This is a genomic window from Nocardiopsis exhalans, from assembly GCF_024134545.1.
In the GTDB taxonomy this organism is placed as follows: Bacteria; Actinomycetota; Actinomycetes; order Streptosporangiales; family Streptosporangiaceae; genus Nocardiopsis; species Nocardiopsis exhalans.
The window spans coordinates 4,090,001-4,112,669 of record NZ_CP099837.1 but is presented as its reverse complement, the minus strand read 5'-3'; the positions used below and the strand labels follow the sequence as shown (position 1 = coordinate 4,112,669).

Annotated in this window: 26 protein-coding genes; 18 read left to right on the top strand and 8 right to left on the bottom strand. The window is 69.0% G+C overall.

Going from position 1 to position 22,669, the window contains the following annotated elements; all coding sequences use genetic code 11:
- Positions 1-17: 17 nt before the first annotated feature.
- From NE857_RS18220 to NE857_RS18180, 9 genes are all read left to right on the top strand, one after another.
- Positions 18-224: an MbtH family protein gene (locus NE857_RS18220; protein WP_254416864.1), complete on the top strand. Its 207-nt coding sequence runs from the start codon at positions 18-20 to the stop codon at positions 222-224.
- Between the two features lie 273 nt (positions 225-497).
- The gene (locus tag NE857_RS18215; RefSeq protein ID WP_254416863.1) at positions 498-1,535 is read left to right on the top strand and encodes a class I SAM-dependent methyltransferase; all 1,038 of its coding nucleotides are present in this window, start codon (positions 498-500) and stop codon (positions 1,533-1,535) included.
- A gap of 396 nt (positions 1,536-1,931) precedes the next feature.
- Positions 1,932-2,909 (top strand): ABC transporter substrate-binding protein, encoded by a 978-nt coding sequence (locus NE857_RS18210; RefSeq protein WP_017580519.1) that lies wholly within the window; start codon positions 1,932-1,934, stop codon positions 2,907-2,909.
- Positions 2,910-2,988: 79 nt separating this feature from the next.
- Complete coding sequence (locus NE857_RS18205; protein WP_026116507.1) at positions 2,989-3,195, top strand: MbtH family protein; 207 nt, start codon at positions 2,989-2,991, stop codon at positions 3,193-3,195.
- A gap of 136 nt (positions 3,196-3,331) precedes the next feature.
- Positions 3,332-4,135: a siderophore-interacting protein gene (locus tag NE857_RS18200; protein WP_254416862.1), complete on the top strand. Its 804-nt coding sequence runs from the start codon at positions 3,332-3,334 to the stop codon at positions 4,133-4,135.
- A gap of 261 nt (positions 4,136-4,396) precedes the next feature.
- The gene (gene entS / locus NE857_RS18195; RefSeq protein WP_254422022.1) at positions 4,397-5,659 is read left to right on the top strand and encodes an enterobactin transporter EntS; all 1,263 of its coding nucleotides are present in this window, start codon (positions 4,397-4,399) and stop codon (positions 5,657-5,659) included.
- 13 nt (positions 5,660-5,672) lie between these two features.
- On the top strand, positions 5,673-6,071 hold the full coding sequence (locus NE857_RS18190; protein ID WP_254416861.1) for a GNAT family N-acetyltransferase: 399 nt from the start codon (positions 5,673-5,675) through the stop codon (positions 6,069-6,071).
- A gap of 302 nt (positions 6,072-6,373) precedes the next feature.
- Complete coding sequence (locus NE857_RS18185; protein ID WP_254416860.1) at positions 6,374-6,694, top strand: helix-turn-helix domain-containing protein; 321 nt, start codon at positions 6,374-6,376, stop codon at positions 6,692-6,694.
- Positions 6,691-7,545: an IS3 family transposase gene (locus tag NE857_RS18180; RefSeq protein ID WP_254416859.1), complete on the top strand. Its 855-nt coding sequence runs from the start codon at positions 6,691-6,693 to the stop codon at positions 7,543-7,545. Before NE857_RS18185 ends, NE857_RS18180 begins: the two co-directional genes overlap by 4 nt.
- Positions 7,546-7,552: 7 nt before the next feature.
- Here the strand turns inward: NE857_RS18180 and NE857_RS18175 are convergent, their stop codons facing one another.
- Entirely contained in the window at positions 7,553-7,759 is a 207-nt protein-coding gene (locus NE857_RS18175) for a DUF397 domain-containing protein (RefSeq protein ID WP_363319950.1), read from the bottom strand.
- A gap of 8 nt (positions 7,760-7,767) precedes the next feature.
- A complete protein-coding gene (locus NE857_RS18170) occupies positions 7,768-8,622 on the bottom strand; it encodes a DUF5753 domain-containing protein (protein WP_254416857.1) in 855 nt (284 codons plus the stop codon).
- 263 nt (positions 8,623-8,885) lie between these two features.
- On the opposite strand from NE857_RS18170, the gene NE857_RS18165 reads away from it, so the two are divergent.
- The 5 genes from NE857_RS18165 (at position 8,886) to NE857_RS18140 (ending at position 14,022) form a co-directional block, all read left to right on the top strand.
- Entirely contained in the window at positions 8,886-9,416 is a 531-nt protein-coding gene (locus tag NE857_RS18165; protein ID WP_254416856.1) for an ATP-binding protein, read from the top strand.
- Between the two features lie 875 nt (positions 9,417-10,291).
- Positions 10,292-11,986: a polyprenyl diphosphate synthase gene (gene uppS / locus NE857_RS18155; protein WP_254416854.1), complete on the top strand. Its 1,695-nt coding sequence runs from the start codon at positions 10,292-10,294 to the stop codon at positions 11,984-11,986.
- Positions 11,986-12,597 (top strand): ABC transporter ATP-binding protein, encoded by a 612-nt coding sequence (locus tag NE857_RS18150; protein WP_254416853.1) that lies wholly within the window; start codon positions 11,986-11,988, stop codon positions 12,595-12,597. The genes uppS and NE857_RS18150 overlap by 1 nt, the downstream gene beginning before the upstream one ends.
- A gap of 11 nt (positions 12,598-12,608) precedes the next feature.
- Positions 12,609-13,370: an ABC transporter permease gene (locus tag NE857_RS18145; protein WP_254416852.1), complete on the top strand. Its 762-nt coding sequence runs from the start codon at positions 12,609-12,611 to the stop codon at positions 13,368-13,370.
- A 424-nt stretch (positions 13,371-13,794) separates the two neighbouring features.
- Complete coding sequence (locus NE857_RS18140) at positions 13,795-14,022, top strand: hypothetical protein (protein ID WP_254416851.1); 228 nt, start codon at positions 13,795-13,797, stop codon at positions 14,020-14,022.
- Positions 14,023-14,211: 189 nt separating this feature from the next.
- Here NE857_RS18140 and NE857_RS18135 read toward each other — a convergent pair whose 3' ends face one another.
- Entirely contained in the window at positions 14,212-14,919 is a 708-nt protein-coding gene (locus tag NE857_RS18135; RefSeq protein ID WP_254416850.1) for a DUF1990 domain-containing protein, read from the bottom strand.
- A 329-nt stretch (positions 14,920-15,248) separates the two neighbouring features.
- On the opposite strand from NE857_RS18135, the gene NE857_RS18130 reads away from it, so the two are divergent.
- A complete protein-coding gene (locus NE857_RS18130; RefSeq protein ID WP_254416849.1) occupies positions 15,249-15,761 on the top strand; it encodes a hypothetical protein in 513 nt (170 codons plus the stop codon).
- 387 nt (positions 15,762-16,148) lie between these two features.
- Here the strand turns inward: NE857_RS18130 and NE857_RS18125 are convergent, their stop codons facing one another.
- Positions 16,149-16,547 (bottom strand): VOC family protein, encoded by a 399-nt coding sequence (locus NE857_RS18125; RefSeq protein WP_254416848.1) that lies wholly within the window; start codon positions 16,545-16,547, stop codon positions 16,149-16,151.
- Positions 16,544-16,837: an ArsR/SmtB family transcription factor gene (locus tag NE857_RS18120; protein ID WP_254416847.1), complete on the bottom strand. Its 294-nt coding sequence runs from the start codon at positions 16,835-16,837 to the stop codon at positions 16,544-16,546. The genes NE857_RS18125 and NE857_RS18120 overlap by 4 nt, the downstream gene beginning before the upstream one ends.
- A gap of 187 nt (positions 16,838-17,024) precedes the next feature.
- Here NE857_RS18120 and NE857_RS18115 point away from each other — a divergent pair, with 187 nt between their 5' ends.
- Both NE857_RS18115 and NE857_RS18110 read left to right on the top strand, forming a co-directional pair.
- The gene (locus NE857_RS18115; RefSeq protein ID WP_254416846.1) at positions 17,025-17,561 is read left to right on the top strand and encodes a class IV adenylate cyclase; all 537 of its coding nucleotides are present in this window, start codon (positions 17,025-17,027) and stop codon (positions 17,559-17,561) included.
- Between the two features lie 102 nt (positions 17,562-17,663).
- Positions 17,664-18,359: a GNAT family N-acetyltransferase gene (locus NE857_RS18110; RefSeq protein ID WP_254416845.1), complete on the top strand. Its 696-nt coding sequence runs from the start codon at positions 17,664-17,666 to the stop codon at positions 18,357-18,359.
- 174 nt (positions 18,360-18,533) lie between these two features.
- Here NE857_RS18110 and NE857_RS18105 read toward each other — a convergent pair whose 3' ends face one another.
- Genes NE857_RS18105 through NE857_RS18095 form a run of 3 tightly spaced genes read right to left on the bottom strand, consistent with a single transcriptional unit; the run spans position 18,534 to position 21,689 of the window.
- Positions 18,534-19,565 carry a FecCD family ABC transporter permease gene (locus NE857_RS18105; RefSeq protein WP_254416844.1) on the bottom strand — a complete coding sequence of 344 codons (1,032 nt, stop codon included), beginning with the start codon at positions 19,563-19,565 and terminating at the stop codon, positions 18,534-18,536.
- A complete protein-coding gene (locus NE857_RS18100; RefSeq protein WP_254416843.1) occupies positions 19,562-20,644 on the bottom strand; it encodes an iron chelate uptake ABC transporter family permease subunit in 1,083 nt (360 codons plus the stop codon). The genes NE857_RS18105 and NE857_RS18100 overlap by 4 nt, the downstream gene beginning before the upstream one ends.
- A 46-nt stretch (positions 20,645-20,690) precedes the next feature.
- Positions 20,691-21,689, bottom strand: coding sequence for an ABC transporter substrate-binding protein (locus NE857_RS18095; protein WP_254416842.1), 999 nt, complete (start codon positions 21,687-21,689; stop codon positions 20,691-20,693).
- Between the two features lie 146 nt (positions 21,690-21,835).
- On the opposite strand from NE857_RS18095, the gene NE857_RS18090 reads away from it, so the two are divergent.
- Positions 21,836-22,585 carry a helix-turn-helix transcriptional regulator gene (locus NE857_RS18090; RefSeq protein ID WP_254416841.1) on the top strand — a complete coding sequence of 250 codons (750 nt, stop codon included), beginning with the start codon at positions 21,836-21,838 and terminating at the stop codon, positions 22,583-22,585.
- Positions 22,586-22,669 lie beyond the last annotated feature (84 nt).

Here is a 22,669-nt window from a genome sequence, read left to right as displayed (position 1 = left end):
CCGATGGAGGAGTCACCATGGCCGCTCCCTTCGACGACATCGAAGGCAGCTTCCTCGTCCTGGTCAACGACGAGGACCAGCACTCGCTGTGGCCCGGGTTCGCCCGGGTCCCCGCCGGCTGGACCCCCGTCCACGGCCCCGTCTCCCGGGACGGGGCGCTGGACTTCGTCAACACGCACTGGAGCGACCTGCGCCCCCGCAGTCTGCGCGAGGCCACGGTCTGAACCAGGCGTTCCCCGGTCTGCCGGGGGGAGGGCGAGGCTGGTGGGCCGAGCCAGGGGCGCACACGGCCGTGCTCGATGCGGATTTGTCGAAACGGCAAAAAATCTTGTGCTGTTCCGTGCTTCACGAAAACCTCGGTCCCGCCCTGCCCTGCCCTGCCCCGCCCGCCCCCGTACACGGGACGGGCGAGGGGCGGCGGCCCGACCACGGTCCCGCCCTCCCGCGGGCGGCTCCGACCGACCGGACACACCGGATCGCACCAGAAGAGGACTCCCGTGAGGACGCCTGAGCACGACGACGCCCACCATGGATTCGACGAAGACGGCGAGGCCGCCGCACGTCCTCCTCTGCCCCCGTGGGCGGGGCCGGATCCCGACCTGTCCTTTCTCGCCCCGGCCCGGGAACTCGTCGACTGGCGCCTGGCCCTGGCCTACGAGGCCGCGGCGGAGACGGGCACGCTGGACGTCCTGCCCGGGACCCCCTCGGAGCTGGCCGCCCGGTGCGGGCTGCACGAGGGCGCCCTGCGCGCCGTGCTCAGGGAATTGGCGGTCTGGGGGATCGTGACCGAGGACACCGCCGGACGCTACCGCGAAGGGCCGCAGGCGCCCGCCGCACCGGACGACGCCGTGCTCCTGCGCCACGCGGCGACGATCCGCCGCTGGGCCGCCCTGATCCGCCCCAGGCTCGAGGAGCGCACGTATCTGCCCGAGGGCCTGACCGGTCGACCACTCGCCCCCAAGCCCACCGTGCCCAACCTGCTGGCCGTCAACGCCCGCCGTCTCACCCGGACCGTCGTCGACGTCTGCCTGGAGCGGTTCCCCGACGCCGAAAGCGTCCTCGACCTCGGCGGTGGACACGGCGAGCACGCACTGGAGTTCGCCCGGCGCGGATTGAAGGCGACCGTGCAGGACCTTCCCGCGCTGATCGCCCTGGCGGAAGGGGACGAACGCCTACGGGACGCCGGTGTCGAACTGTTCGCGGGCGACCTGCACGCAAGCCTCCCTGAGGGGCCCTACGACCTGGTGTTCTGCTCCACCGTGACCAACATGTTCGACGGCCCCGCCAACGAGTCCCTGTACCGCCGGCTCCGGTCGGTCATCGCTCCCGGGGGAGGTCTCGCCATCGTCAGCTACATGGGGGACCGTGACCAGGTCACCGCGGCGTTCGGGCTGCAGATGCTGGCCTGGACCGACAGCGGGGACGCCCACGGTGTCGCGGACTACGAACAGTGGTTGGAGCGGGCCGGGTACGACCGCGTCTCGGTGCGCCACCTGGAGCGTCCCCCGCAGTCGGTCGTCCTCGCCCGGCGCTGAAAGGGCCGGGGCGGCCCGGGGCGCGGCTGCCCCGGCCGTCCCGGTGTGCTCGGCGCCCGCGTCCTGGGCGGGGCGCGCTCCGCGGCCGGGGTCGGTGCGAACCCCCTGACCTGCCTTGCTTCGCCCCGCACCGGTGTCCCGGTACACGAAGGGATCCCGTGCGTTGCACAGGGCCGCGTGCACGGCGGCGACACGGGCGGGTGGGCGAGGCAAGCCTCACCTAAGAAAAAGTCGACCCCGGGTTCCCATGGGGGATAAGGCAAGGCTAGCCTTAGTGATGCTTCGTGTTCCTCCCCGTTCACAGGGACATGAGGCCCCATGACCCATGCCTCGGGTAGGCCCCGCGCCAGCCCGGCAGCCCCTGAACCCGACCCCGCTCCCACGAAAGCGAACACCGTGACCCAGCTGACGACCCACCTCCGGGGCGGCGCCCTCACCGCCAGCGGCCTCGCCCTGCTCCTCGCCCTCACCGCATGCGGCGATGACTCCTCCGCCAACGAGGCTGGAGCGGCCGAGGAGACCACCACGGTCGAGACCGACTACGGCCCCGTCGAGGTCCCGGTCGACCCCGAGCGCATCGTCGCCCTGGAGTTCGGCAACGAGGTCGTCGTCGAAGCCGGAATCACGCCTGTTGGCGTCATCGACCCGAACCCCAGCCTCTACACCCCCGAGCAGCTGAGCGTCCTCGAGGAGGCCACGGTCGTCCAGGAGATGAGCCTGGAGCTCAACATCGAGGCCATCGCCTCCACCGACCCCGACCTCATCATCGGCGGGGTGCGCGAGATCAGCCACGGCGACTACGAGAAGCACTTCGAGGACCTCTCGCAGATCGCCCCCACGGTCCTGTTCGACTTCGACGGCGCCGGTCCCGAACTGCGTGACATGAGCATCCAGCTCGCGGAGGCCATCGGCAACGCCGAGGGCGCCGAGGCCGAGAGGGACCGCTACCAGGAGCGCGTCGCCGAACTCAGCGAGACCTACTCCGACCAGCTCCAGGACAACACCTTCGCCGTGGTGTTCGGGGTCGACAGCGAGTTCTCCGTCGTCAACACCAACGCCTGGGGCGCCTACATCCTCGACGAGCTCGGTGCCCGGTCCACCGCGGTCGTGGAGGAGGCCGACGGCGACTTCGCCACCCAGCAGTCCTACGAGAACATCGACAAGCTCGAGGAGGCCGACGTCATCTTCTACGAGACCGACGTGTCCTACGAGCCGGACCCCTTCACCGCCGAGCTCCTCGACCAGGGCCTCTGGCAGAGCCTGCCCGCGGTCGAGAACGACCAGGTCCACCCGCTGCGCTACAGCTTCTCCCGCACCTGGGTCCAGGCCAACGACGTCCTCGACCAGGTCGAAGAGGTCCTCCAGGACCTGTGATCCCTCCGGTACCGGCACCGGAGCACCACCCCCGGACCCCCAGGCATCCGTGCCTCGCGACACCAACGAAGGAGTCACCATGACCAACCCCTTCGACGACATCGAAGGCAGCTTCCTCGTCCTGGTCAACGACGAGGACCAGCACTCGCTCTGGCCCGGGTTCGCCCAGGTCCCCCAGGGGTGGACCCCCGTCCACGGCCCCGTCTCCCGTGACGAGGCACTGGACTACGTCAACACGCACTGGACCGACCTGCGCCCGCGCAGCCTGCGCGAGGCGCTCGCCTGACCCGCACCGCCCCGTGTGGTGGATCCCCGCTCGCACCGGGGTTCCACCACGCGCTTTTCCGCACGCCGTCCGCCGCCCCCGGCAGAGCCGCCCGCCCGCGAGCGGACGCGACCAGCACCGTAAGGATGAGGAAGCAGTGACCCACGAACGCATCATCGAGATGTATCCGCTCAAGCGACGTGTGCTGGAGGTCGCCGAGGTCGAGCGGATCACCCCGAGGATGATCCGCGTCCACCTGGAGGGACCCGACTTCGAAGGGCTCCAGAGCGACCACTTCGCCGACCACGTCAAGCTCTGGTTCCCGAATGAGACCGGCGAGCACGTGCTCCCCATCGTCGAGGACGACCGCTGCCTCAACTTCCGCGCCGACGGGGTGGTCTTCCGCGACTACACCGTGCGCGCCCTCGACGCCGAGGCCCAGCGCCTCAGCATCGACTTCGTCGCCCACGACCACGGCCCCGCCGGGCGCTGGGCGATCAACGCCGAACCCGGCCACAAACTCGGCGTGCTCGGCCCCCGCGGCACCGCCTGGATCACCGGCGAGTTCGACTACCACGTGCTCCTGGTCGACGAGACCGCGCTGCCCGCCGCCGCCCGCTACATCGAGGAACTGCCCGCCGACGCCAAGGTGATCGCGTTCTTCGAGGTCGCCGACGCCGAGGAGGAGCAGCGGCTCCGCGCCCCCGCCGACTCTCGCATCACCTGGCTGCACCGGGGCGGGGCGGAGCCCGGCAGCACCGACCTGCTCCTGGAGGCCTTCCGCGCGCTCGAACTGCCCGAGGGCGAGGGCTTCGTCTACGCGGCGGGGGAGGCCGACACCCTCAAGCCCATCCGCCGCCTGCTCAAGGAACGCGGTTTCGTGCGCAACGAGACCTGCGAGGTCGACGGCTACTGGCGCCGTGGCACGAGCAACCTCGACCACCACGAGGACGACGACTAGGGCGTGTCCTGAGCCTGCTCAGGTTCCTGGCACTCCAGACGCCCCGCCGCCGGTCCGCCTCACGAACACGGTCGGTGGGGGCGTCTCCCCCGCGCCCGCGCTGTTCCCAAACCCCGCACACCCCCGTGATCTTGCTACCAGTAGCGAAATCGGCGCCGATTTCGCTACTGGTAGCAAGATCACGGAGAAGAGGGGGCCAAACCCTCCCCGCACCCCCACCACCCACCACCAGCGAAGGACCCCGTGAAACTCTCCCAGCTGATGGTCGACGTCAGCCCCCTGCGCCTGAGCCGTGAGTTCCGCATCGTCTTCGTCGCCCGGCTCGTCTCCATCTTCGGGCTGGGCTTCGCGGCTGTGGCCCTGCCGATGCAGGTCTACCAGCTCACTGGGTCCTCACTGCTGGTGGCCACCGTGCACACCACCTCCGCGGTCAGCGTGCTGGCCGGAACGCTGGTCGGTGGGATGCTCGCCGACCGGGGCGACCGGCGGCGCCTGATCGTCATCGGACGGGCCTCCGCCATCCTCGGCTTCGGTGCCCTGGCCGTCAACACCCTCGTCCCCGACCAGCCCTGGCTGTGGGTGATCTACGCCGTCGCCGCCTTCAACGGCTTCTTCGGCTCCTTCAGCGCCGTGGCGCTTCAGGCGGCCGCACCCGGTTTCGTGCCGCGTGACAAACTCCCCGCCGCCGGGGCGCTGCTCGCCCTCAACGGCGAACTCGGCTCCGTACTGGCACCCGCCCTGGGCGGTGTCATCATCGCGGCGGCCGGGATGGGCGGCAACTACGTCATCACCACGGTCCTGTCCCTCTTCACGACCGTCCTCGTCTGGCGGCTGCCCCGGCTCGAAGCCCCCGAGGAGGCCCGCGCCCAGTCCGTTCTGGCGGCGATGCGCGAGGGGGCGGGGTTCGCCTTCCGGCACCGGGTCGTCGGGCCCCTGCTGCTGCTGGGCCTGGCACAGATGCTGTTCGCCGCACCCCAGGTGCTCATCAACGAGTTCACCGACAAGGTGCTGGGCGGCGGACCGACCATGGTCGGCCTGCTGTACACCGCCCCCGCGGTCGGCGCGCTGATCGGCTCGCTCACCAGCGGCTGGGCCGGCCGCGCCCGCCGCACCGGCTCCCTCCTGCTGGTCGCGGTCGCCCTGTGCGGCCTGACGGTGTTCGGTTTCGGAGCCAGCACCTGGGCGCCGCTGGCCTTCCTGTTCCTGGTCTTCCTCGGCTTCGGCCAGGTGGTGGAGGAGATCCTGCGGTACGCCCTGCTGCAGTCGCACACCCCCGACCGGCTGCGCGGACGGGTCAACTCGGTGTGGACCGCCCAGGCCACCATCGGAGATTCGGCCGGTGCGCTCACCCTCGGTGGGCTGGCGCCGCTCATCGGTGCGGCGGGCGCGCTGATGGCGGGAGGCGCGCTCACCGTCGTCAGCGTCGGCGCCCTCGCGGTGGCCTTCGCCGGACTGCGCACCGCCCAGGTCCTGCGGGAACTGGCCGTTTCACCGGGCCGACCCGATGCCGAGGGGAGCCGGTGAGTAGCCTCCCCCCATGCATGAGGAGATCCGACTGCGGTTCCCCGTTGACGCCGAGGAGCTGTCCCGCCTGCACACCGATGCCTTCGCCCACGAGTTCGCGCTGGTCCCCTGGTCCGAGCGGCTGGAGCGCCACAGTCGCTCCTGGGCGGGGGCCTTCGTGCTGGGACGGCTCGTCGGCTTCGTGCACGCGGTCTGGGACGGGGGCGTGCACGCGTTCGTCCTGGACACCGCGGTGGCTTCGGACATGAGGCACCGGGGCGTGGGCGGGCGGGTGGTCGCCGCGCTGCTGGAGGACCTGCGGGGGCTGGGCATCGAGTGGGTGCACGTCGACTACGAGCCCCACCTCGAAGGGTTCTACCGGAAGGCCTGCGGCTTCGGCCCGACACGGGCGGGCCTGCTCAGGCTTGCCTGAGGCCGTTCCACAGCCGAGCCCCGGGCCGTGAGAACGGTCCCGGGGCTCGAAGAGTGCTGTGGGGGAGGGGCTCAGCTGGTGTGAACTGCTCCCTGGAAGTTGGACTGGAAATCCAGTTCCATCGACCAGGGAGCAGTCCCATGAGAGCGAACAGCTCACTCACCCAGGACCAACGCCACCAAGCGATAGCGTTGTTCGAGCAAGGCAGAGCCGATCACGCGGTAGCGGCCTCTCTCGGGGTCTCGCGATGGGCGGTCCGAAGCCTGTACCGACGGTGGCGGATCCACGGCCCGGGAGCGCTGGTGACCAAACAGGCGAAGAAGTCCTACTCCTTCGAGTTCAAGGTCGAGGCGGTGCGCCGCCTCCTGGCTGGCGAGCCCAAGACCGAGCTGGCCAAGGAACTGGAACTGTCCTCACCCAAGCTGCTGGAATCGTGGGTGCGCACCTATCGCACCCAGGGCTCGGAGGGGCTACGCCCCAAGCAGCGAGGACGCCCGCCCAAGAGCGCACCACCAGAGCCAGCCTCAGAGCTGGAACGACTACGCCGTGAGAACGAGCTCCTGCGCGCCCAGAACGCCTACCTGGGAAAAGTGCGGGCCTTGAGGGAACATCCACCAGAGTGAGGGTTCACGCTGTGGTCGCCCTCAAGGCCGAACACCGATTGGACGTGCTGTTGAAGGTCGCTGGGCTGGCCCGCTCGACGTTCTTCTACCACCAGGCCCGGCTGGAGCACCCTGATGCCCAGGCAGCGCTCAAGGCCCAGATCAGGCGGCTCTTCGATCACAACAAGGGCCGCTACGGGCACCGCCGGATCCATGACCAGCTCCTCAAGAAGGGGTGGCGGGTGGCGAAGAAGACCGTGCTCAAGCTCATGAACCAGCTGGGCCTGGTCTGCCGGGTGCGCCGTAAGAAGCCCTACAGCTCCTACCGGGGCCAGGCGGGCCAGGTGGCGCCGAACCTGCTGGAGCGTGACTTCACCGCGCAGGGGCCGAACCAGAAATGGGTGACCGACGTGAGCGAGTTCGCCGTCGCGGGCCACAAGGTCTACCTGTCACCGGTCATGGACCTGTTCGACCGGCAGATCATCTCCTACACGGCGGGTCTGTCACCGAACCTGGAGTTGACCAACACCTCCTTGCGAGAAGCGTTGAAGACCCTGGCCCCTGGTCAGAGCCCGCTGGTCCACTCCGACCAGGGGTTTCAGTACCAGCATGTGTCCTGGCGGCGTCTGCTCGCCGGGGTCGAGGGCATCCAGTCGATGTCACGCAAGGGCAACTGCCTGGACAACGCGGTGATCGAGAGCTTCTTCGGCCACCTGAAGGAGGAATTCTTCACCCATGCCGAGTTCGAGACCGTCGAGGAGTTCACCGCGGGGTTGGAGGAGTACATCGCCTGGTTCAACCACGAACGCGTCCACAGCTACCTTGAGGGCCTGAGCCCGGTGCAGTACCGAGCTCAGGCCCTGGCGGCCTAACCTTTAGTTAGCCGGTCCAACTATCGGGGACCAGTTCAGTGTGCGGGGCCTTCACCGAGGAGACGAAGGCGTTCCAGCCGTCGGAGGTGAAGGCCAGGTGCCCCAGCCCGGGCTGCTTGGAGTCCCGCACCAGTGTCCTGGACGAAGCCTCAGTAACCTCTACGCAGTCTTTGCCGCCACCGCTGTAGCTGCTCTTCCGCCAACGTTCGGACACGACGTCACTCACCCGTAACTCTCCTCAGCTAGCTTCTCGATCAGCGCCTGGGACTCTGTGGGGTTCAGCGCTGCATCGGAGGTATGCGCGGCACTCACCCTATACCGGGCCAGGTCACCGGGGTCCTCCACGTACACATCACCGAAGAGACCTTCCTGGTAAGCGACAGGGGTGTCTTCTGCGTCAGGGAACTCGAAGAGAGTGAACTGTCCCCATTGGCCCATGTATAGGCCAGCGTCCAATGGGATGATCCGAATGGTAATATTCGGACGTTTTGCCAGTTCAACGAGTTGTTCCAGCTGATCCTTCTGTACCGTTTCCGGCTGAACCCCTCGTCGCAGAGCGATCTCGTCCAGTACCGCGAACACCTGTGGTGGTTCCTTCCGGGCAAGGATTCCCTGGCGTTCCATCCTTGCGGTCACCTGACGCTCGACCTCCTCCGTGGTGGCCTCGGGGACCATGGTGCGGATGACGATCCGCGCATAATCCTCTGTTTGGAACAGACCTGGAAGCTGGCTGGGTGAGTAGATGCCGATTCTGGCCGCGTCGTTCTCCATGACGAAGAAGCTCTCGCCCTGGTACAGATCCCGATAGGCCAACCACCAGCCGCGCTTCCAAGCGTCCTTGCCCAGCTTGAAGAGGGACTCGCGCTCTGGGGAGCGCACCCCGTAAAGCTCAAGCAGCTCATCGAGATCGTCAAGGATCAGACGGCTCTCGCCGCGTTCGATGCGGTACAGCTTCGTCTTGTGCCAGCCCAGCTGCCCGGCGACGTCCTCCGGACTCATCCGTCGCTCGTCGCGAAGACGCTTGAGCTCGCGCAGCAGCCGCTTCCCTCGCACTGACAGGCTGAGCCGCGTCCTCATACTCACTCCACTCGGTGTGTCGTTCGATGTACGTCGGCCCATCTTGCCAGCCCTCAACTTTTGCGTGAACTAAAAATGCGACGAACTATTAAAGATTCCTTGCGCTAACACTCTGTGGTGTTGATGATAGAGGTCAGGCGCACAGCAGGGGCTGGCTTCTCGAACTTCCCTGTCCTGTGCGCCAAACAAAACGGCCCTGGCCGGGTGCGCCTACACCCGGCCAGGACCTGAGCCCACAACCTGTTAGGAGCAGGTGCGGACCTATGTACGAGCGTAGTGCTTACAAGCCTCCCTCCCCGAACCGGCCCGAACCCCATCGCCACCTCGGCCGTTTCCCCCGGCACGCCGTCTCCGTCAAGGAGGTGCGCGACTGGCTGCGGCGGCGGATGAACCTCCGGCCCGCCTCAGCCCGGATACCCGCACCCATCACCGAGGACGCGCTGCTCATTACCAGCGAGATCACCACCAACGCCCTGCTGCACTCGCCCTCGTCGGGCCAGCGCGGGGCGTTCGTCGTCTCGGCGTTCTTCTACACCCACTGCATGCGCGTCTCCATCCGTGGTGGGAGCACCACCCGAACCCGCACACCTCACCTGCGCGTGCTCCCGGCCACGCCCGATGCCGAACACGGTCGGGGACTGCACATCGTCAACGCCCTCGCCAGCACCTGGGGCAGCGAGCACACCCGCAACGGTTCGGCGGTGTTCTTCACCCTCGACTGGGAGTCTCCGGACCCGCTTCCGAAACCCGGTTCCTTCGCTGTGCTCACCAGTCCGTCCCTGGGCCGGGGGTGAGGATGGTCGGCTACAGCGTCTTCCCAAGCCAAGAGATCCAGCAGCTCCGCAAGGAGTTCCCGCACCACCTGATCTACGAACTCCACAACCGAAACGGCAAACCGGTCTTCGTGGCGACACTTCTCCGCCGGAGCTGCCCATGCCCGCCTGACCTCGTCACCGCTCCTACTCCCATGGCTCTGCGCGAGGCCCTCGCTCCCATCCGCTAACAGCAAGGGCCGGGCGGTATCACCCCCGCCTGGCCCACTAAGGCCCTCTATCATGTGATTCGGTGCAGGGCCGAGATCTCGGAGGTCGTGGCTCAAGGCTAGGTTGCGGGAAGATAACGGCCCGCATTCTCGCAGGTCGTTAACTGTGAGCCCCGCGCACGCGGGGATGGACCGGGGTCCGCCAACCCCGGCGCATCCTTGGTGGGTGTGAGCCCCGCGCACGCGGGGATGGACCGGAGTTCTCCGTCCAGCCCGGTCTGGAGCCGGTGTGAGCCCCGCGCAGGCGGGGATGGGCCCGGCAGAAACAGATTGGCAGTCGTAGCAGCCCCGGAACCCCATCGAGGGCGCAAGCCCGGCCTCCTCGGCTCGGCCGGTGAAGGCCCAAGGCCGCCTTGAACCCCGTGATCGGAGTGACCACCGTCCGCGGCCCCGGTCGGCGGTTTTCGATGGCTCTCCGGGGCGCGTTCGTGGCCAGTGCAGCGGGGAGAGCAGCCCTGGAGACCACCGTCCGCAGTTCTCAGCGGGCGTGGAAACCACTAGGCTACTCTTCGTGATAATTCAACTCCCCTCAGTTTTGTCCGGGATGTGTGTGCAGGCGGCCCCCCTCGCTGGAAACGGTTCACGGGTGCGAGGGCGCACTCCCGCGGCCACCGCGCAGGACCAGCGATGAGCGGGTACATGAGGACGGGCTCCCCGCTGATCGCGGAGCGGGGCGCCGACACCTACCTGGCGCGCGCCTTCGAGGTCTGCCGCAGGATCCACGCGGGTGCGGATCATCTCTCTCCGCAGGTCGTCGATTTGCTGCCCGCCCACAAGCGCCCCTACGCGCACGCGCTGGTCGCCTTAGGGCTATGGGCCGATCGGCTGGCCGACGAAGGGGAGGTCTCCGAGCGCGGGCCGGCCCTGGCCCGATTCCGCGCCGACATCCTGACCGCGCTGGCCGACGGACCCAACACACCCGTCCGCCTGCCGCCGGTCCAGCGCGCCATGGTCCACACGGTGCGGGCGTGGGACATGTCCGTGCCGGTGCTGGAGGAGCTTCTCACCACACTCGAACAGGACAGTCGCCGACCGCCCGACTTTCCCGGCTTCGCCGACCTACGGGGCTACATGCGCGGTACGAGCGGCACCGTCGGGGAGTTGCTCGGCACCGTGTTGGAGCCGGTCCGAGAGGACGCCCCGGAACTCATGTCGCTGCTGGGCGAAGTCCTCCAGTACATCGACATCCTCCACGACCTACCCGAGGATCTCGAACAGGGCCGTTGCTACCTGCCCCGCCAGGACCTGGAGCGATTCGGGCTGGACGCGGACGACCTGATCGGTGCGCGCGGCACGAACGCCTATCGGGAACTGATCGCACTACAGGTGCAGCGGGCACGCGGGCTGCTGGCCCAGGGGCAGGAGGTGGTCGATGCGGTGCACCCTTCCAGCCGTCCCTTCCTCGCATCCATGGTGGCCGGACTGCGAACGGGCCTGGACGAGTGCGAGCATCTTCCAGCGGGCCTACCGGGTGCTCCACCGCGAACAGCCGTTCCCGCCCGGTTGTCACAAACCCGAGAGACACCCGTCGGAGCCTTGCCAGCCGTCCCCACGCTGCGGCAACGGCAGTTCCCCGGCCCGTCCCCGGACTCCGGGGACCCTCCCGCCGCGGTCCCCGAGCACGTGGCCGTGATCATGGACGGTAACCGGCGGTGGGCCAAGGCACTCGGGCTGGCTCCGGTGGAGGGGCACTCGGCGGGAGAGGAGGCGATGTATCGTCTGGTGGACGCCGCCGGGGATCTGGGCATCAAGTACGTGACCACCTTCGCCTTCTCCACGGAAAACTGGTCGCGCTCTCCCGAAGAAGTGTCCTCACTGTTCAGGATGTTCGCCCGGGGCGTTCCGGGGGTGGTCGGGCGCCTGCACGCCCGGGGCGTTCGGATGCGCTGGTGCGGCCGCCGCGACAGGGTCGAGGCGGCGCTCCGCGAACGGCTGGAGTGGGCCGAGGAGCTGACGTCGGGTAACAGCGGGGTCACGTTCACGTCCTGCCTGGACTACGGAGGCCGCCAGGAGATGGTGGACGCGCTCAAACGCACGGCGGCCGAGGCGCTCTCGGGGCGGCTGGACCCGACGCGCATGACGGAGTCCGACCTCGCGGAGTACCTCTACGACCCCGAGCTACCCGACGTGGACCTCCTGATCAGAACCGCCGGCGAGCAGCGCACCAGCAACTTCCTGCCCTGGCACACCGCCTACGCCGAGATCGTCTTCGAGGACGCTCTCTGGCCCGACTTCGACCGCTCCCACCTGGTACGCGCCGTCAACTCCTACGCGGGACGGCGCAGGAGCTTCGGCGGCACCCTGAGCGAGGTGAACGTCTGATGCTGCGTGTGGCGGACGTGCACAAGGCCTTCGGGACGAGGCGTGTCCTGCGCGGGGTGAGCCTGCGGGCCGCGCCCGGAGAGCTGGTGGGGGTCGTCGGCGAGAACGGAGCGGGCAAGACCACCCTGCTGCGGATCCTGTCCGGTGAACTCGCGCCCGATTCCGGCCGGGTGCGGGTCGAGGGTCGGATCGGCTACTGTCCCCAGCACCCGGTGACCAACCCGGAGCTGACCGTGGACCAGCATCTGCGCTACTTCGCCGTCGCCTACCGGTTGCGCCGTCTGGACCGGGCTCGCACCCTCATCGACCGACTCGGGTTCGAGCAGTACGGTGCCACCCGGGTCCGGCACCTGAGCGGCGGAACACGGCAGAAGCTCAACCTGGTCCTGTCCCTCATGCACGACCCGGCCGTCCTCTTGCTGGATGAGCCCTACCAGGGCTTCGACTGGGAAACCTACCTGCGGTTCTGGGAGATCTCCGCGGAGCTGCGGGCCCAAGGACGCGCCATCGTGGTCATCTCCCACCTGGCCCACGACGTCGACCGTCTGGACACCCTGTACCAGTTGCGTGCGGGCACGTTCAAGCAGAGCGTCGTCGGGCACGGCCGGTGAACGCCTACCTGGTGGCGACTCGGTACTCGCTGCTGGAGTTGGCCCGCAACCGTCTCGCGGTGGTGGTGCTGGTCTGCCTCGTACCCCTGTTGATCTGGTTGGTCGATTCGGTGGTGACCGGGGAACCCGTCGAGTTCGTGCACCGCTCCACGGACACGCGGATCCAGGCGCTGGGGCACCAGGTCACGACCCTGGGCTGTGTACTCAACCTGGTGTCCTTGCTGGTGGGGTTCGCGATGTTCACCGCGGCGCACCGCTCGGCGGACTTCGATCGGCGCCTGGCCCGGGTGGGCTACCCCCGCACGGCGCTCATCCTGGCCAAGCTCACCATGCTGGTGGCGGCCTCGGCAACGGTCAGCGGTTACGCCACCGCCTGGACTTCCCTGCACTGGTCCGCGGAGCAACCACTGGCGCTGTGGGCGGGCCTCTTCCTGGGCGGGACGGCCTACGGTGCCATCGGGCTCTTCCTGGCCCTGTTCCTACCGGAAGAACTGGAGGGCACCTTCGTGATCATCGTGGCGACGGTGATCGACAACGCCCTACAGAACCCCATCATCAACCCGACCGCGGACGCCGACGCCGTTCTCCTCCTACCCGGGTACGGAGCGATGCAAGTCTGTGCGGCGGGGGCGTTCACCGATACCGTCCCGCTCACATCGGCACTCCTCAGCCTGGGGTGGACGGCGTTTTTCGGAGCGGTCGCCCTAGGGGCATTCGCCGCACGCACGCGTGACCGCACACCCCAGAGGGTGGGCGGGCCGCCCCGAATCTGAGCGGCCCGGTCCGGGGCGGAACCCTCCCCGGACCGGGAGGTGAATGGAAGGACCGGGGCGCTCTCACTGAAGGCAAGCGATGCGGGCCCCTGCCCGGGTTCGACGTGATTCGCAGGTTCTGGGTGATCGAGGGCTCATGGACTCGGTTCCGTGAGCACGCCCACTCGACGTCGGCGTTCCGTCGCACCAGGGTGTCGTGGCCGAGCTGAATGTCGTTGACGTCGATGAGGGCATCGTGCTCGCGCTGCTCGGCCCGCACCTGGTGCCCGGCTGCTCCCCGCGCACGCGGGGCTGAACCGACCACCACCCTCCGGCGAACGCGGTTACCCGCCTCCAGAACACGACTGCATCCGTCGGCGCGGCGAGGCCGCGCGGCTCCGGTCCGGTGAGATGTTGGAGGCCCCATCCCCAAGGAGGTCAGCGCATGAGGCTTCGGGTGTTCATCCGCACTTTGTCGGGCAAGAGCTATGAGACTACGGGTGACCAGGTCGCTCGCCCCGGTGACGGTGAGAACCGGCAGAAGGTGATCCGGCAGCTCACGGAGAAACTGCAAGCAGGACACCCGGTCACCTTTACCGACTCCGACGGGGAGTGCTACATCATCCCGCCAAACGCCGTCGAGGTCGTTACTGTTCAGGAACAGAAGGACTGACTGGCGAGCGGAGAGCTACTTCCCTGCTCTTCTGATCAGAGGGACGGACTGCGCCCAAGGGGGACCGGTCGAGCGTCATGCTCCCGTGCCTCTGACGTTGCATGTCTGACCTTCGGGATGCCATCAAGAGATAGTGACGGCACGGCGAACGATTCCATGCACGAAGAACCAGCCGGACCGCCGCCGGACTCAGCCCTTCGGCGCCAGTGCCCGTAGGTACCGGTCGGTGATCCGGTGCTGCACCGCACGCGAGAGCGGTGATGCCAGTCGGCTCCACCACAGGGCGGGGGTGGAGAAAGCCGTGATGGAGAGTCTGACGTTCCCCACCGTGTCGATCTCGATGCAGAACAGCTCCTCGCCGCGCTCGGGGTGGCCGTCGAGGGTGCCGTAGGCGAAGCCGCGACGTCGCGGCTCGTCCACCGTGTAGATGACCCGGCACGGGGCCCGCACACGCAACGGTCCCATGCCCAGTTCCAGCACCACCTCGGTGCCTGCCCTTGCCCGACCGCTGCCGGATCGCACCGTCAGGCCCGCATTACGATGTACGTCCCAGCACATGAGCGCCTCGGCCGCAGCGTGGAAGTCGTCCATGCCCCGCCCCGCAGGACCTGCCTGGCGAAGGTGCTTGTAGCCAGAAGGAAGAGTCAGGGCGCGTGTTGCCCCTACCTCCGAGTAGCTGTAGTCGCCGCTGGTGCGCCCGGCTGCTTCTTCGTTGTGCGAAGCGTCGTTCCCAGATGTGATCACCGTGCTATTCGACCGGTGGTCGCAACAGCCCGTCAATACTTCGAACGCGGGTCGGCGTCCGCCTGGGCTCGCCACGGCGCGGACCAGGGCGAAGCGTTCGTCGGGCGTGGTCCCGGTCACGCCGGTTTGGGTCTGCTCGATCCGGCCCGCCATATCGGATCCGGGTCCGTTGGTGTTGCGGGTGTTCCCAGGGTCGGCAGCGGGGAGAGGACGAAAGCGCCAGCAGTTTCAGCGCCAGGGGTCAGCGACACGCCCCCGTTGTGAGGGTCACCGCGCGGGCTCTGTCGACCCGAAAGGCGATCACCTCGCGTGTGGGGGAATAAGGCACCAGCAGCCGCTCGCGGCACACATTCCCCTACGGCCACTACAGGCCATCCGCTTCACCGGAAGGCGCAGGCGGCCACATCGGAACTAGTGTTTGACGTAAGTCGCTCTGACACTGGGGGTGCCGGGGTGTTCACCTCTTTGAGGAGGCGTTCCCCATGCCTACCTGGCTCAAGTTCGCTGTCGTCACCGTCGTCGTGGCCGTCCCGGCCTTCTTGCTCGCTCCGATGGTCTTCCCTCCCGCGGAGGGCGGACCCGAGCCCACTTCCGGCCAGATGGCCAACTTCATGGCGTTGGGGGCGTGGGACGCCATCCTCCTGGGCCTCGGTGTCGCCGTGGCTGTCTTCGGGTGGCCCTACGTCCGCCGAGCCTTCCCCGAATCGACGGGTACCGCCGTCGCCGTGTTCGCCAGCTTCGTCTTTCTGCTGGTCAGCTGGTGGCCGCACATCGGCTTCCACATGTCGATCGGGCACGACCTGAACGCGCTGATCATGGTCGACTACGCCTTCCACGTGCCGACGGGGATCGCGACCCTCATCCTCGTGTGGGCCGTGTTCAAGCTCGGCACCGAGCGGTCGGTGCGGGCCGCGGGGATGGCCGACGCGGCGCGGGCGCCCTCGCGGGGCACGGCAGGCGCCCATGAGGCCAAGAGCCACAGGCACCAGGTGTGAACCGTAGGGTCCGGACCTTCTAAGGTCCGAGGCCAGCCCGAACCCGCGGTCCTGTGATGAACCGGGCCACGGGTTCGGCGTGGGAACGGGCGGATACCGGATGCCTGTGCGCTCTGCCCGGGCGCGGACCTCCCCGTCGAAGAGGTCCGTCTGATCGGTTCGACGCACGCCCTGATCAGGCAGAACCCGTTACCTTCGGGCTTGGCGACGACACACACCAGCGCCCCTTCTCCGGCCGGTCGACGTCGGCGGCTTCGGCCTCGGCGCGCAGGAGGTGTTCGATACCCGGCCCCGATTCATGGCATCCGAGCACGAGTCCGCACCACCCGACGCCGTTGCCCCTTTCGCCGCGGCTCTTCCGACGTACTTCCGGGCTTCTGCGCCGCCCTACCCCTCGTGCATGATCTGGATGAGGTTGCCGCAGGTGTCGTCCAGTACCGCTGTGGTGACCGGCCCCATCTCCAACGGCTCCTGGGTGAAGCGGACACCGAGCTCACGCAGTCGCTTGTACTCGGCGTGCACGTCGTCCACGGCGAACTGGGTGGCCGGAATGCCGTCGTCGGCCAGTGCCTCGCGGTACGGCCCCACCGCGGGGTGGCCGGAGGGCTCCAGCAGCAGTTCGGCGCCCTCCGGGTTCTCGGGTGAGACCACGGTCAGCCAGCGGTTCTCCTCCGAGGGTTCGCCGAGGGGGACGTCGTGCTTCTTCACGAAGCCCAGCACGTTCGTGTAGAAGTCCAGGGCCTTGACCTGGCTGTCCACGAAGACGCTGTTCAGGTGGATTCTCATGGGCTGCTCTTTCGTTCGTCGGGCCTGAGCCACCGCTCGGTGATGTGCCTCAGCGGTGCCGGGTTCATGTGGTGGAACTTCTGGCGCCCTTCTCGTCGGCTCTCGACCAGGCCGGCGGTCTCCAGGACGGCGAGGTGTTGGGAGATCGCCTGCCGCGACATGCTGACCGCGTGTTTGCTGACCAGTCGCGCGCAGATCTCGAACAGGGTCTGTCCGGACCGCTCGGAGAGTTCGTCGAGGATCTTCCGGCGGGTCGGATCGGCCAGAGCTTTGAAGAGTTCGTCGGACACAGTCCGACTATAGGCAAGTGTGTACTTGCATATCAATCTCTGGTCTGCGCTTTTTCTGTCAAGGTCTGGTCTTCGTCGATGTACTCGACAGCTGGGCCGGGCGCCTTCGGCAGCGAACGCGGCACATGCGGCGGGCTGTCTCGGTACGCTCGCCGGGACGGTGGGGCCGAGACGCTGGGGATACGTGTTGCGGGAAATCGAGACGAAGTACCGTGTGGTCGACCTGGAGGCGCTGTTGGTCGCGCTCAAGGAGGTCGGGGTGGAGATGGGTGCTCCCGCCTACCAGGACGACCAGGCCTACGCGCCCGCCGGGTGGGAGCCCGCGCACGGCAAGGTCGGGCACACCTTCGCCCGGCTGCGCACCCAGGACGGTACCCACACCATGACGACCAAGACCCCGCTGGCCAACCCCATGGAATGCGTCGAGTACGAAACCGTGGTGGCGGACCGCGAACAGATGCACGGTGCGCTGCTGGCGCTGGGATACGAGCCCGCCGTGCGCATCGTCAAGGACCGCCGGACGGGGCACGCCGGGCCGATCGGTGTGTGCGTGGACGTCGTCGAGGGCGCCGGAGTGTTCGTCGAGCTCGAGGTGCTCGCCGACGACGATCGTGACGGACCCGCCGTCCAAGCCGAACTCGACGCCTGGGCGCGCGGGCTCGGCGTGGAGCTGGAGCGCACCACCGACACCTACGACGTGCTCGTGCGTCCCCCCGCTCCCTGAGAAACCGCCCCGAGATCCCTTGCCCCATGGCGAATGTCACGGGCTTCACGGCTCCTGCCTGCGGTACTGTACCGTCCAGACGGTTAATTGAGGGGGAGAAGAATGGGCAACGGGACCCAGCGCAAGGACAGAGCCCAGGTCAGGGCCGCGGGAGCCTCGGATGTGGTGGAGCTGGCCCGGGTCCTGGGTCGGGCTTTTGAGCAGGATCCGGTCAACGCGTGGATGTTCCCCGACCCCGATGAGCTGCCGCGCAGGTCCAGGCGGCTCTACGCGATCGAGGCGGGGTTCGAGTACCTCCCGCACGGGCGGGTGGAGGTCGCCGAGCTCCACGGGAAGGTGGTCGGCGCCGCGATGTGGGGTGACCCCGAGGCATCGCGGACGGCCTCCGCGATAGCCCTCCTGCGCTCCGCCCCACACTTCGCCGGGCTCTTCGAACCGCGCAGGCTGCCCGTGATCATGAAGGGGATGGGGATGCTCGGGGCGAGCGCGCCCAGCACCCCGCACTGGTACCTGTCCGAGCTCGGCACCGACCCGGACGTGCGGGGCGCCGGAGCCGGGGTCGCCCTGCTGCGCTTCGGCCTTCGCCGCGCGGACCAGAGCGGACTCCCCGTACACCTGGAGTCCAGCAAGGCCGAGAACCTGCCCTTCTACGAGAGGTTCGGGTTCCGCACGACGGAGGAGATCACCGTCCCCGAAGGGCCCACGCTCTACGCGATGCTGCGCGAGGCGGGCACGGGCGAGAGCGTTCCGGCGGGACGGGCAGCGGACACCGCCTCCCGCCCTCAGGGCGCGTTCTGAGTCTGAACGGGTTCCTGGTACTCCGCCGTACGTCCGCAACCCCTCTATCACGGGGGATAGAGGGGCGCTGGGGAAAGGGCTCAGGTTCGTCCCGTCCGTCTCACCCGTCCTGGCCGGACCGCACCGCCGACCACGCGCCCGGCCCGCCGGGGCGCGGGCCCCGGCAGGCCGGTTTCAGGACCTGCCGGACTCCCGCAGGAGCAGCCACACCAGGTAGCCGCCGCCCAGGCACACGGTGACCGCGCCCACCGGCAACGACGTGTGCGCGAACGAGTGCTGGGCGACCAGGTCCGCCAGGGACAGCAGCACCGCGCCGACCAGTGCCGCACCGGTCAGGTCCACCACCCCGCCCCGGCCGGTCAGCCGCCGCGCGATCTGCGGTGCGGCCAACGCCACGAACGCGATCGGACCGGTGACCGCGGTGACCACCGACGTGAAGCCGACACCGACCACCACCAGGAGCGCTTTCGTCCGTTCGACCGGAACACCCAGCATGGAGGCGGTGTCGTCGCCCAGTTCCAGCTGCCGCGTCCGGCGCTCCAACACCGGTAGGGCCAGAGCCAGCAGGCTGGCGGCCACGGCGGCGAACCCCACCTGGGCCCACCCCACACCGTTGAGCGTTCCGGCGCCCCAGACCGCCGCGCGCAGCGCCAGGTCCAGGTCGGCCTTGACCGAGAACCAGGTGTTGACGGAGGTCAGCATGGCGCTGACCGCGATGCCCACGATGATGAGCCGGAAGCCCCGCATCCCCTGGCGCAGGGCGAGCAGGTACACCAGCAGCGCCGTGCCCAGCCCTCCGGCCAGCGCTCCGCCCGCCATGGCCGCGTACCCGCTGCCGCCCAGCATGATCGCGCACACCACACCGGTGTAGGAGCCGGTGGTGAGCCCGATGACGTCGGGGCTGCCCAGCGGGTTGCGCGTCAGGGACTGGAAGAGGGCGCCGCTCAACCCCAGGCACGCGCCGAAGAGCGCGGCGGCCAGCGCCCGGGGCGCACGCCACTCCACGACGACCAGCCGGTCGGGTCCGTGCGCGCCCGGAGCCAGGGCGCCGAAGACCTCGGCGGGCGACAGCGGCCGCGACCCCATCGACAGGGCGGCCAGTACACAGCCGACCAGGACGGGCAGGAGCAGGCCGTAGGCCAGGAGCGCGCGCCGGGAGGAGCGCAGGCTCACGCGCCCTGCCCTCAGGACGATCGTGTCGTTCACAGGGCACCTGTCTTCGCGCGACGGACCAGCAGGATGAGCACGGGCGCCCCGAACAGGGCGGTGATGACGCCGACCTGGAGTTCGGCGGGCCATACGACCAGGCGCCCCAGGACATCGGAGACCAGCACCAGCACGGGGGCCAGTACCAGGGTGAACGGCAGGATCCACCGCTGGTCCGGGCCGGTGGCCAGGCGGACCGCGTGCGGCACCATGAGCCCGACGAAGCCGATGGGGCCCACGGCAGCCGTGGCCGATCCGCACAGCAGTGTGATCGCGGCGACCCCGAGCACGCGGGTCAGCGCGACGCGCGCCCCCACCGCGTGGGCGAGTTCGTCGCCCAGGGCCAGGGCGTTGAGGGGCCGCACCAGCGCCAGTGCCAGGACCAGCCCGGCCACCACGAAGGGGACGATGGTCTCCACCGTGCCGTCCGGACGGTCCGCGAGGGTGCCCGCTCCCCAGTAGCGCATCCGGTCGAAAGCCTGGGGGTCCAGCAGGGACAGGGCCGAGGCGGCCCCGGCGAAGACCGCGCCGAGCGCCACCCCGACCAGGGTCAGGCGCAGCGGGGTCGCACCGCCCGGTCCGCGGGCGGCCACCGCGTACACGAGCACGGTGGCGCCCAGGGCCCCGGTCAGGCCCCACCACAGGTACTGGTCCAGGCGTGTCACCCCGAAGGCCGCCACACCGACGGTGATGGCGAAGGCCGCGCCCGAGTTGACCCCGAGGATGCCGGGATCGGCCAGCGGGTTGCGGGTCAGGGCCTGGGCCAGGGCTCCGGCCACCCCCAGGGCGGCTCCCGTCAGCAAACCCAGTACCGTGCGCGGCACCCGCAGGGAGAGCACCGTGAGGTGGTCGATCCCCTGGTCGGGCGAGACCAGGGCGGCCCACACGGTGGCCGCCGGCAGCCGGGCCGACCCCACCAGGAGGCTGGCGGCGCAGGACAGGGCGAGCAGGACCAGGCACAGGGCCAGCCACAGCGGGCGTCGGCGCAGGGTGCGGTCACCGGTACCGGGTGCGGCCGCGGCGCTTGCGGGCGTGTGCCGCTCGCCCGGCCCCCGGGTGGCCGTCACGGTCCCGCGCACGTCAGCGTGACCGCGAGTCCGATGCCGGGTGCTGTTCGTGCCCCTCTCACGAGAACTGCTCCTCGACGATGTCGAGGAGGGCCATCTCCTCGTCGTAGTCGCCGCGCAGGACCCAGTGCGGCAGGTCGTAGGCGTGGCCGCCCTCGAACGCGGGCAGGGCCGAGTACACGTCGGACTCCGACACGGTCGCCACGTCGGCGGTGTCACCGTTGAAACCGAGCACGAACACCGTGGGGGCGGTGACCATCTGGCCGACCTGTTCGGTGGAGAGCTCGAACATGTCGCCACCGGTGGTGTAGGGCTCGACGTCGTTCTCGGCGAACAGGGGGTCGGTCTCGAGGCCGAGCCGTTCGAAGGTCCGGGGCAGCCCGGTGTCCTCGATGAGCGCGTAGGGGGTGTGGTCGGCGGTCAGTACCAGGAACGTGACCGGGCCGGGCGGCGGGGTGATGGCCTCGCGTACCTCCTCCACGCGTTCGTCGTAGGCGGCCACCAGCTCCTCGTAGCGCTCGCCCTCGTCGAAGACCTCCTCGGCGAGGAACCCGTACTGCTCCTGCCAGGTGGCGTGGGAGCCGCTGACGACCACGGTCGGAGCGATCTCGCTGAGCTGGTCGTAGACCTCGATCGCCTGGAACAGGGGGAAGCCCAGGCCGCCCGCGACGATCAGGTCGGGCTCGGCTCCCAGGACCGCTTCGAGGTCGAAGCCGTCCGTGCTCCAGGGCAGGAACCCGGTCCCGTCCTGCTCGGCGTCCTCGGCCCAGAAGTCCGAGTAGGCGCCTTCACCGTCGGCGTCCTCGGGGACCGTGGCCACCACCGGCACGTCCAGTCCGTAGAGGTATCCCGCCAGCGCGTAGTTCAGGACCACGACCCGCTGTGGGTCGGCGGGGACGGTCACCTCTCCCTGGTCGGTCTGTACGGTCCGGGTCTCCGCGTCATCGGACGCGGGGCCGGGGGAGGCGCCGTCGGCGGACCCGCAACCGGAGACGAGGAGGATCCCGGCGGCCAGAGCGCAGGCCAGGGGGAGGGGGAAGGGACGGGTGGATCGCATGGGACCTCGATCTGGGGCAGGGGAGCGGGCGCTCGGGCAACCGGGGGTGAATATAAGGTAAGGCTAGGCTAATATTCCTGTCGCCGCTGGTGGTGCCCCAGGTGACACCGGTAGGCGCCCGAGACGACATGTTCCCTGGAGCGAGGATGACGCCGAAACAGCTCTGCCGGGTCGTGCCGGAGAACTCGATCCGGTTCCTGGGACACGACACCCACGCCCACGACGTCCCCCACCTGATCCACGTGGTCACGGGGACCGCGGATCTGGTGGTCGAGGGGCAGCAGATCACCCTGGCGGCCCGCTACAACCTCTGGCTGGCCCCGGGCGTTCCCCATTCGATGCGTCTGCGGGACGCGGGCATGGCTCTGGGGCCGATGCTCTCACCGGCTACGCTCCCGCCGGAACGGGTCCACCGCCTCGGCGTCGTTCCCGCCCTGACCCGGGTCATGATGACCGTTCTGGGTGCCGCACCGGCCACCGCTGAGCAGGTCCACCCCTTCCGGCAGGCGCTCGACGCCGTTCTGGAGGGCCTGCCCCGGCCGTGTTTCCCGGTGCCGGTCCCCGAGCACCCGGTGGCTCGGGCGATCGCACGCGAGGCACTCGATCGCGACACCACGCTGGAGGAGCTCGCACGGCGCCACCACACGAGCGTCCGCCACGTGCAGCGACTCTTCGCCGAACAGACGGGATATCCGTTCACCCGTTGGCGGACGCGCGCTCGGCTGAACACGGCCGTCTCGAGTCTGCGCGCCGGGTACGGCCTGCCTGAGGCCGCCCGGGCCTCCGGTTACCTGACCCGCAGCGGCCTCGTCCGGGCGCTGAGCCGTGAGACCGGTCTGCCCGAGTCCCGTTTCGCGCATGACCCCCTGTCCGCACTCGGCCCGGCCCCGGCCTAGGTCCTCCCGGGGCACGCGGGGTTCGCCTCGGGGAACGCACGGTCCCGGCCCGCCGACGGAGTGGGGGAGGCTGTCCCGGACGTC

Coding starts and splice junctions, on each gene's coding strand:
- NE857_RS18220 (WP_254416864.1), top strand. CDS start 18: ATGGCCGCTCCCTTCGACGACATCGAAGGCAGCTTCCTCGTCCTGGTC.
- NE857_RS18205 (WP_026116507.1), top strand. CDS start 2,989: ATGACCAACCCCTTCGACGACATCGAAGGCAGCTTCCTCGTCCTGGTC.
- entS (WP_254422022.1), top strand. CDS start 4,397: ATGGTCGACGTCAGCCCCCTGCGCCTGAGCCGTGAGTTCCGCATCGTC.
- NE857_RS18190 (WP_254416861.1), top strand. CDS start 5,673: ATGCATGAGGAGATCCGACTGCGGTTCCCCGTTGACGCCGAGGAGCTG.
- NE857_RS18170 (WP_254416857.1), bottom strand. CDS start 8,622: ATGAGGACGCGGCTCAGCCTGTCAGTGCGAGGGAAGCGGCTGCTGCGC.
- NE857_RS18165 (WP_254416856.1), top strand. CDS start 8,886: ATGTACGAGCGTAGTGCTTACAAGCCTCCCTCCCCGAACCGGCCCGAA.
- uppS (WP_254416854.1), top strand. CDS start 10,292: ATGAGCGGGTACATGAGGACGGGCTCCCCGCTGATCGCGGAGCGGGGC.
- NE857_RS18150 (WP_254416853.1), top strand. CDS start 11,986: ATGCTGCGTGTGGCGGACGTGCACAAGGCCTTCGGGACGAGGCGTGTC.
- NE857_RS18140 (WP_254416851.1), top strand. CDS start 13,795: ATGAGGCTTCGGGTGTTCATCCGCACTTTGTCGGGCAAGAGCTATGAG.
- NE857_RS18135 (WP_254416850.1), bottom strand. CDS start 14,919: ATGGCGGGCCGGATCGAGCAGACCCAAACCGGCGTGACCGGGACCACG.
- NE857_RS18130 (WP_254416849.1), top strand. CDS start 15,249: ATGCCTACCTGGCTCAAGTTCGCTGTCGTCACCGTCGTCGTGGCCGTC.
- NE857_RS18125 (WP_254416848.1), bottom strand. CDS start 16,547: ATGAGAATCCACCTGAACAGCGTCTTCGTGGACAGCCAGGTCAAGGCC.
- NE857_RS18110 (WP_254416845.1), top strand. CDS start 17,664: ATGGGCAACGGGACCCAGCGCAAGGACAGAGCCCAGGTCAGGGCCGCG.
- NE857_RS18095 (WP_254416842.1), bottom strand. CDS start 21,689: ATGCGATCCACCCGTCCCTTCCCCCTCCCCCTGGCCTGCGCTCTGGCC.
- NE857_RS18090 (WP_254416841.1), top strand. CDS start 21,836: ATGACGCCGAAACAGCTCTGCCGGGTCGTGCCGGAGAACTCGATCCGG.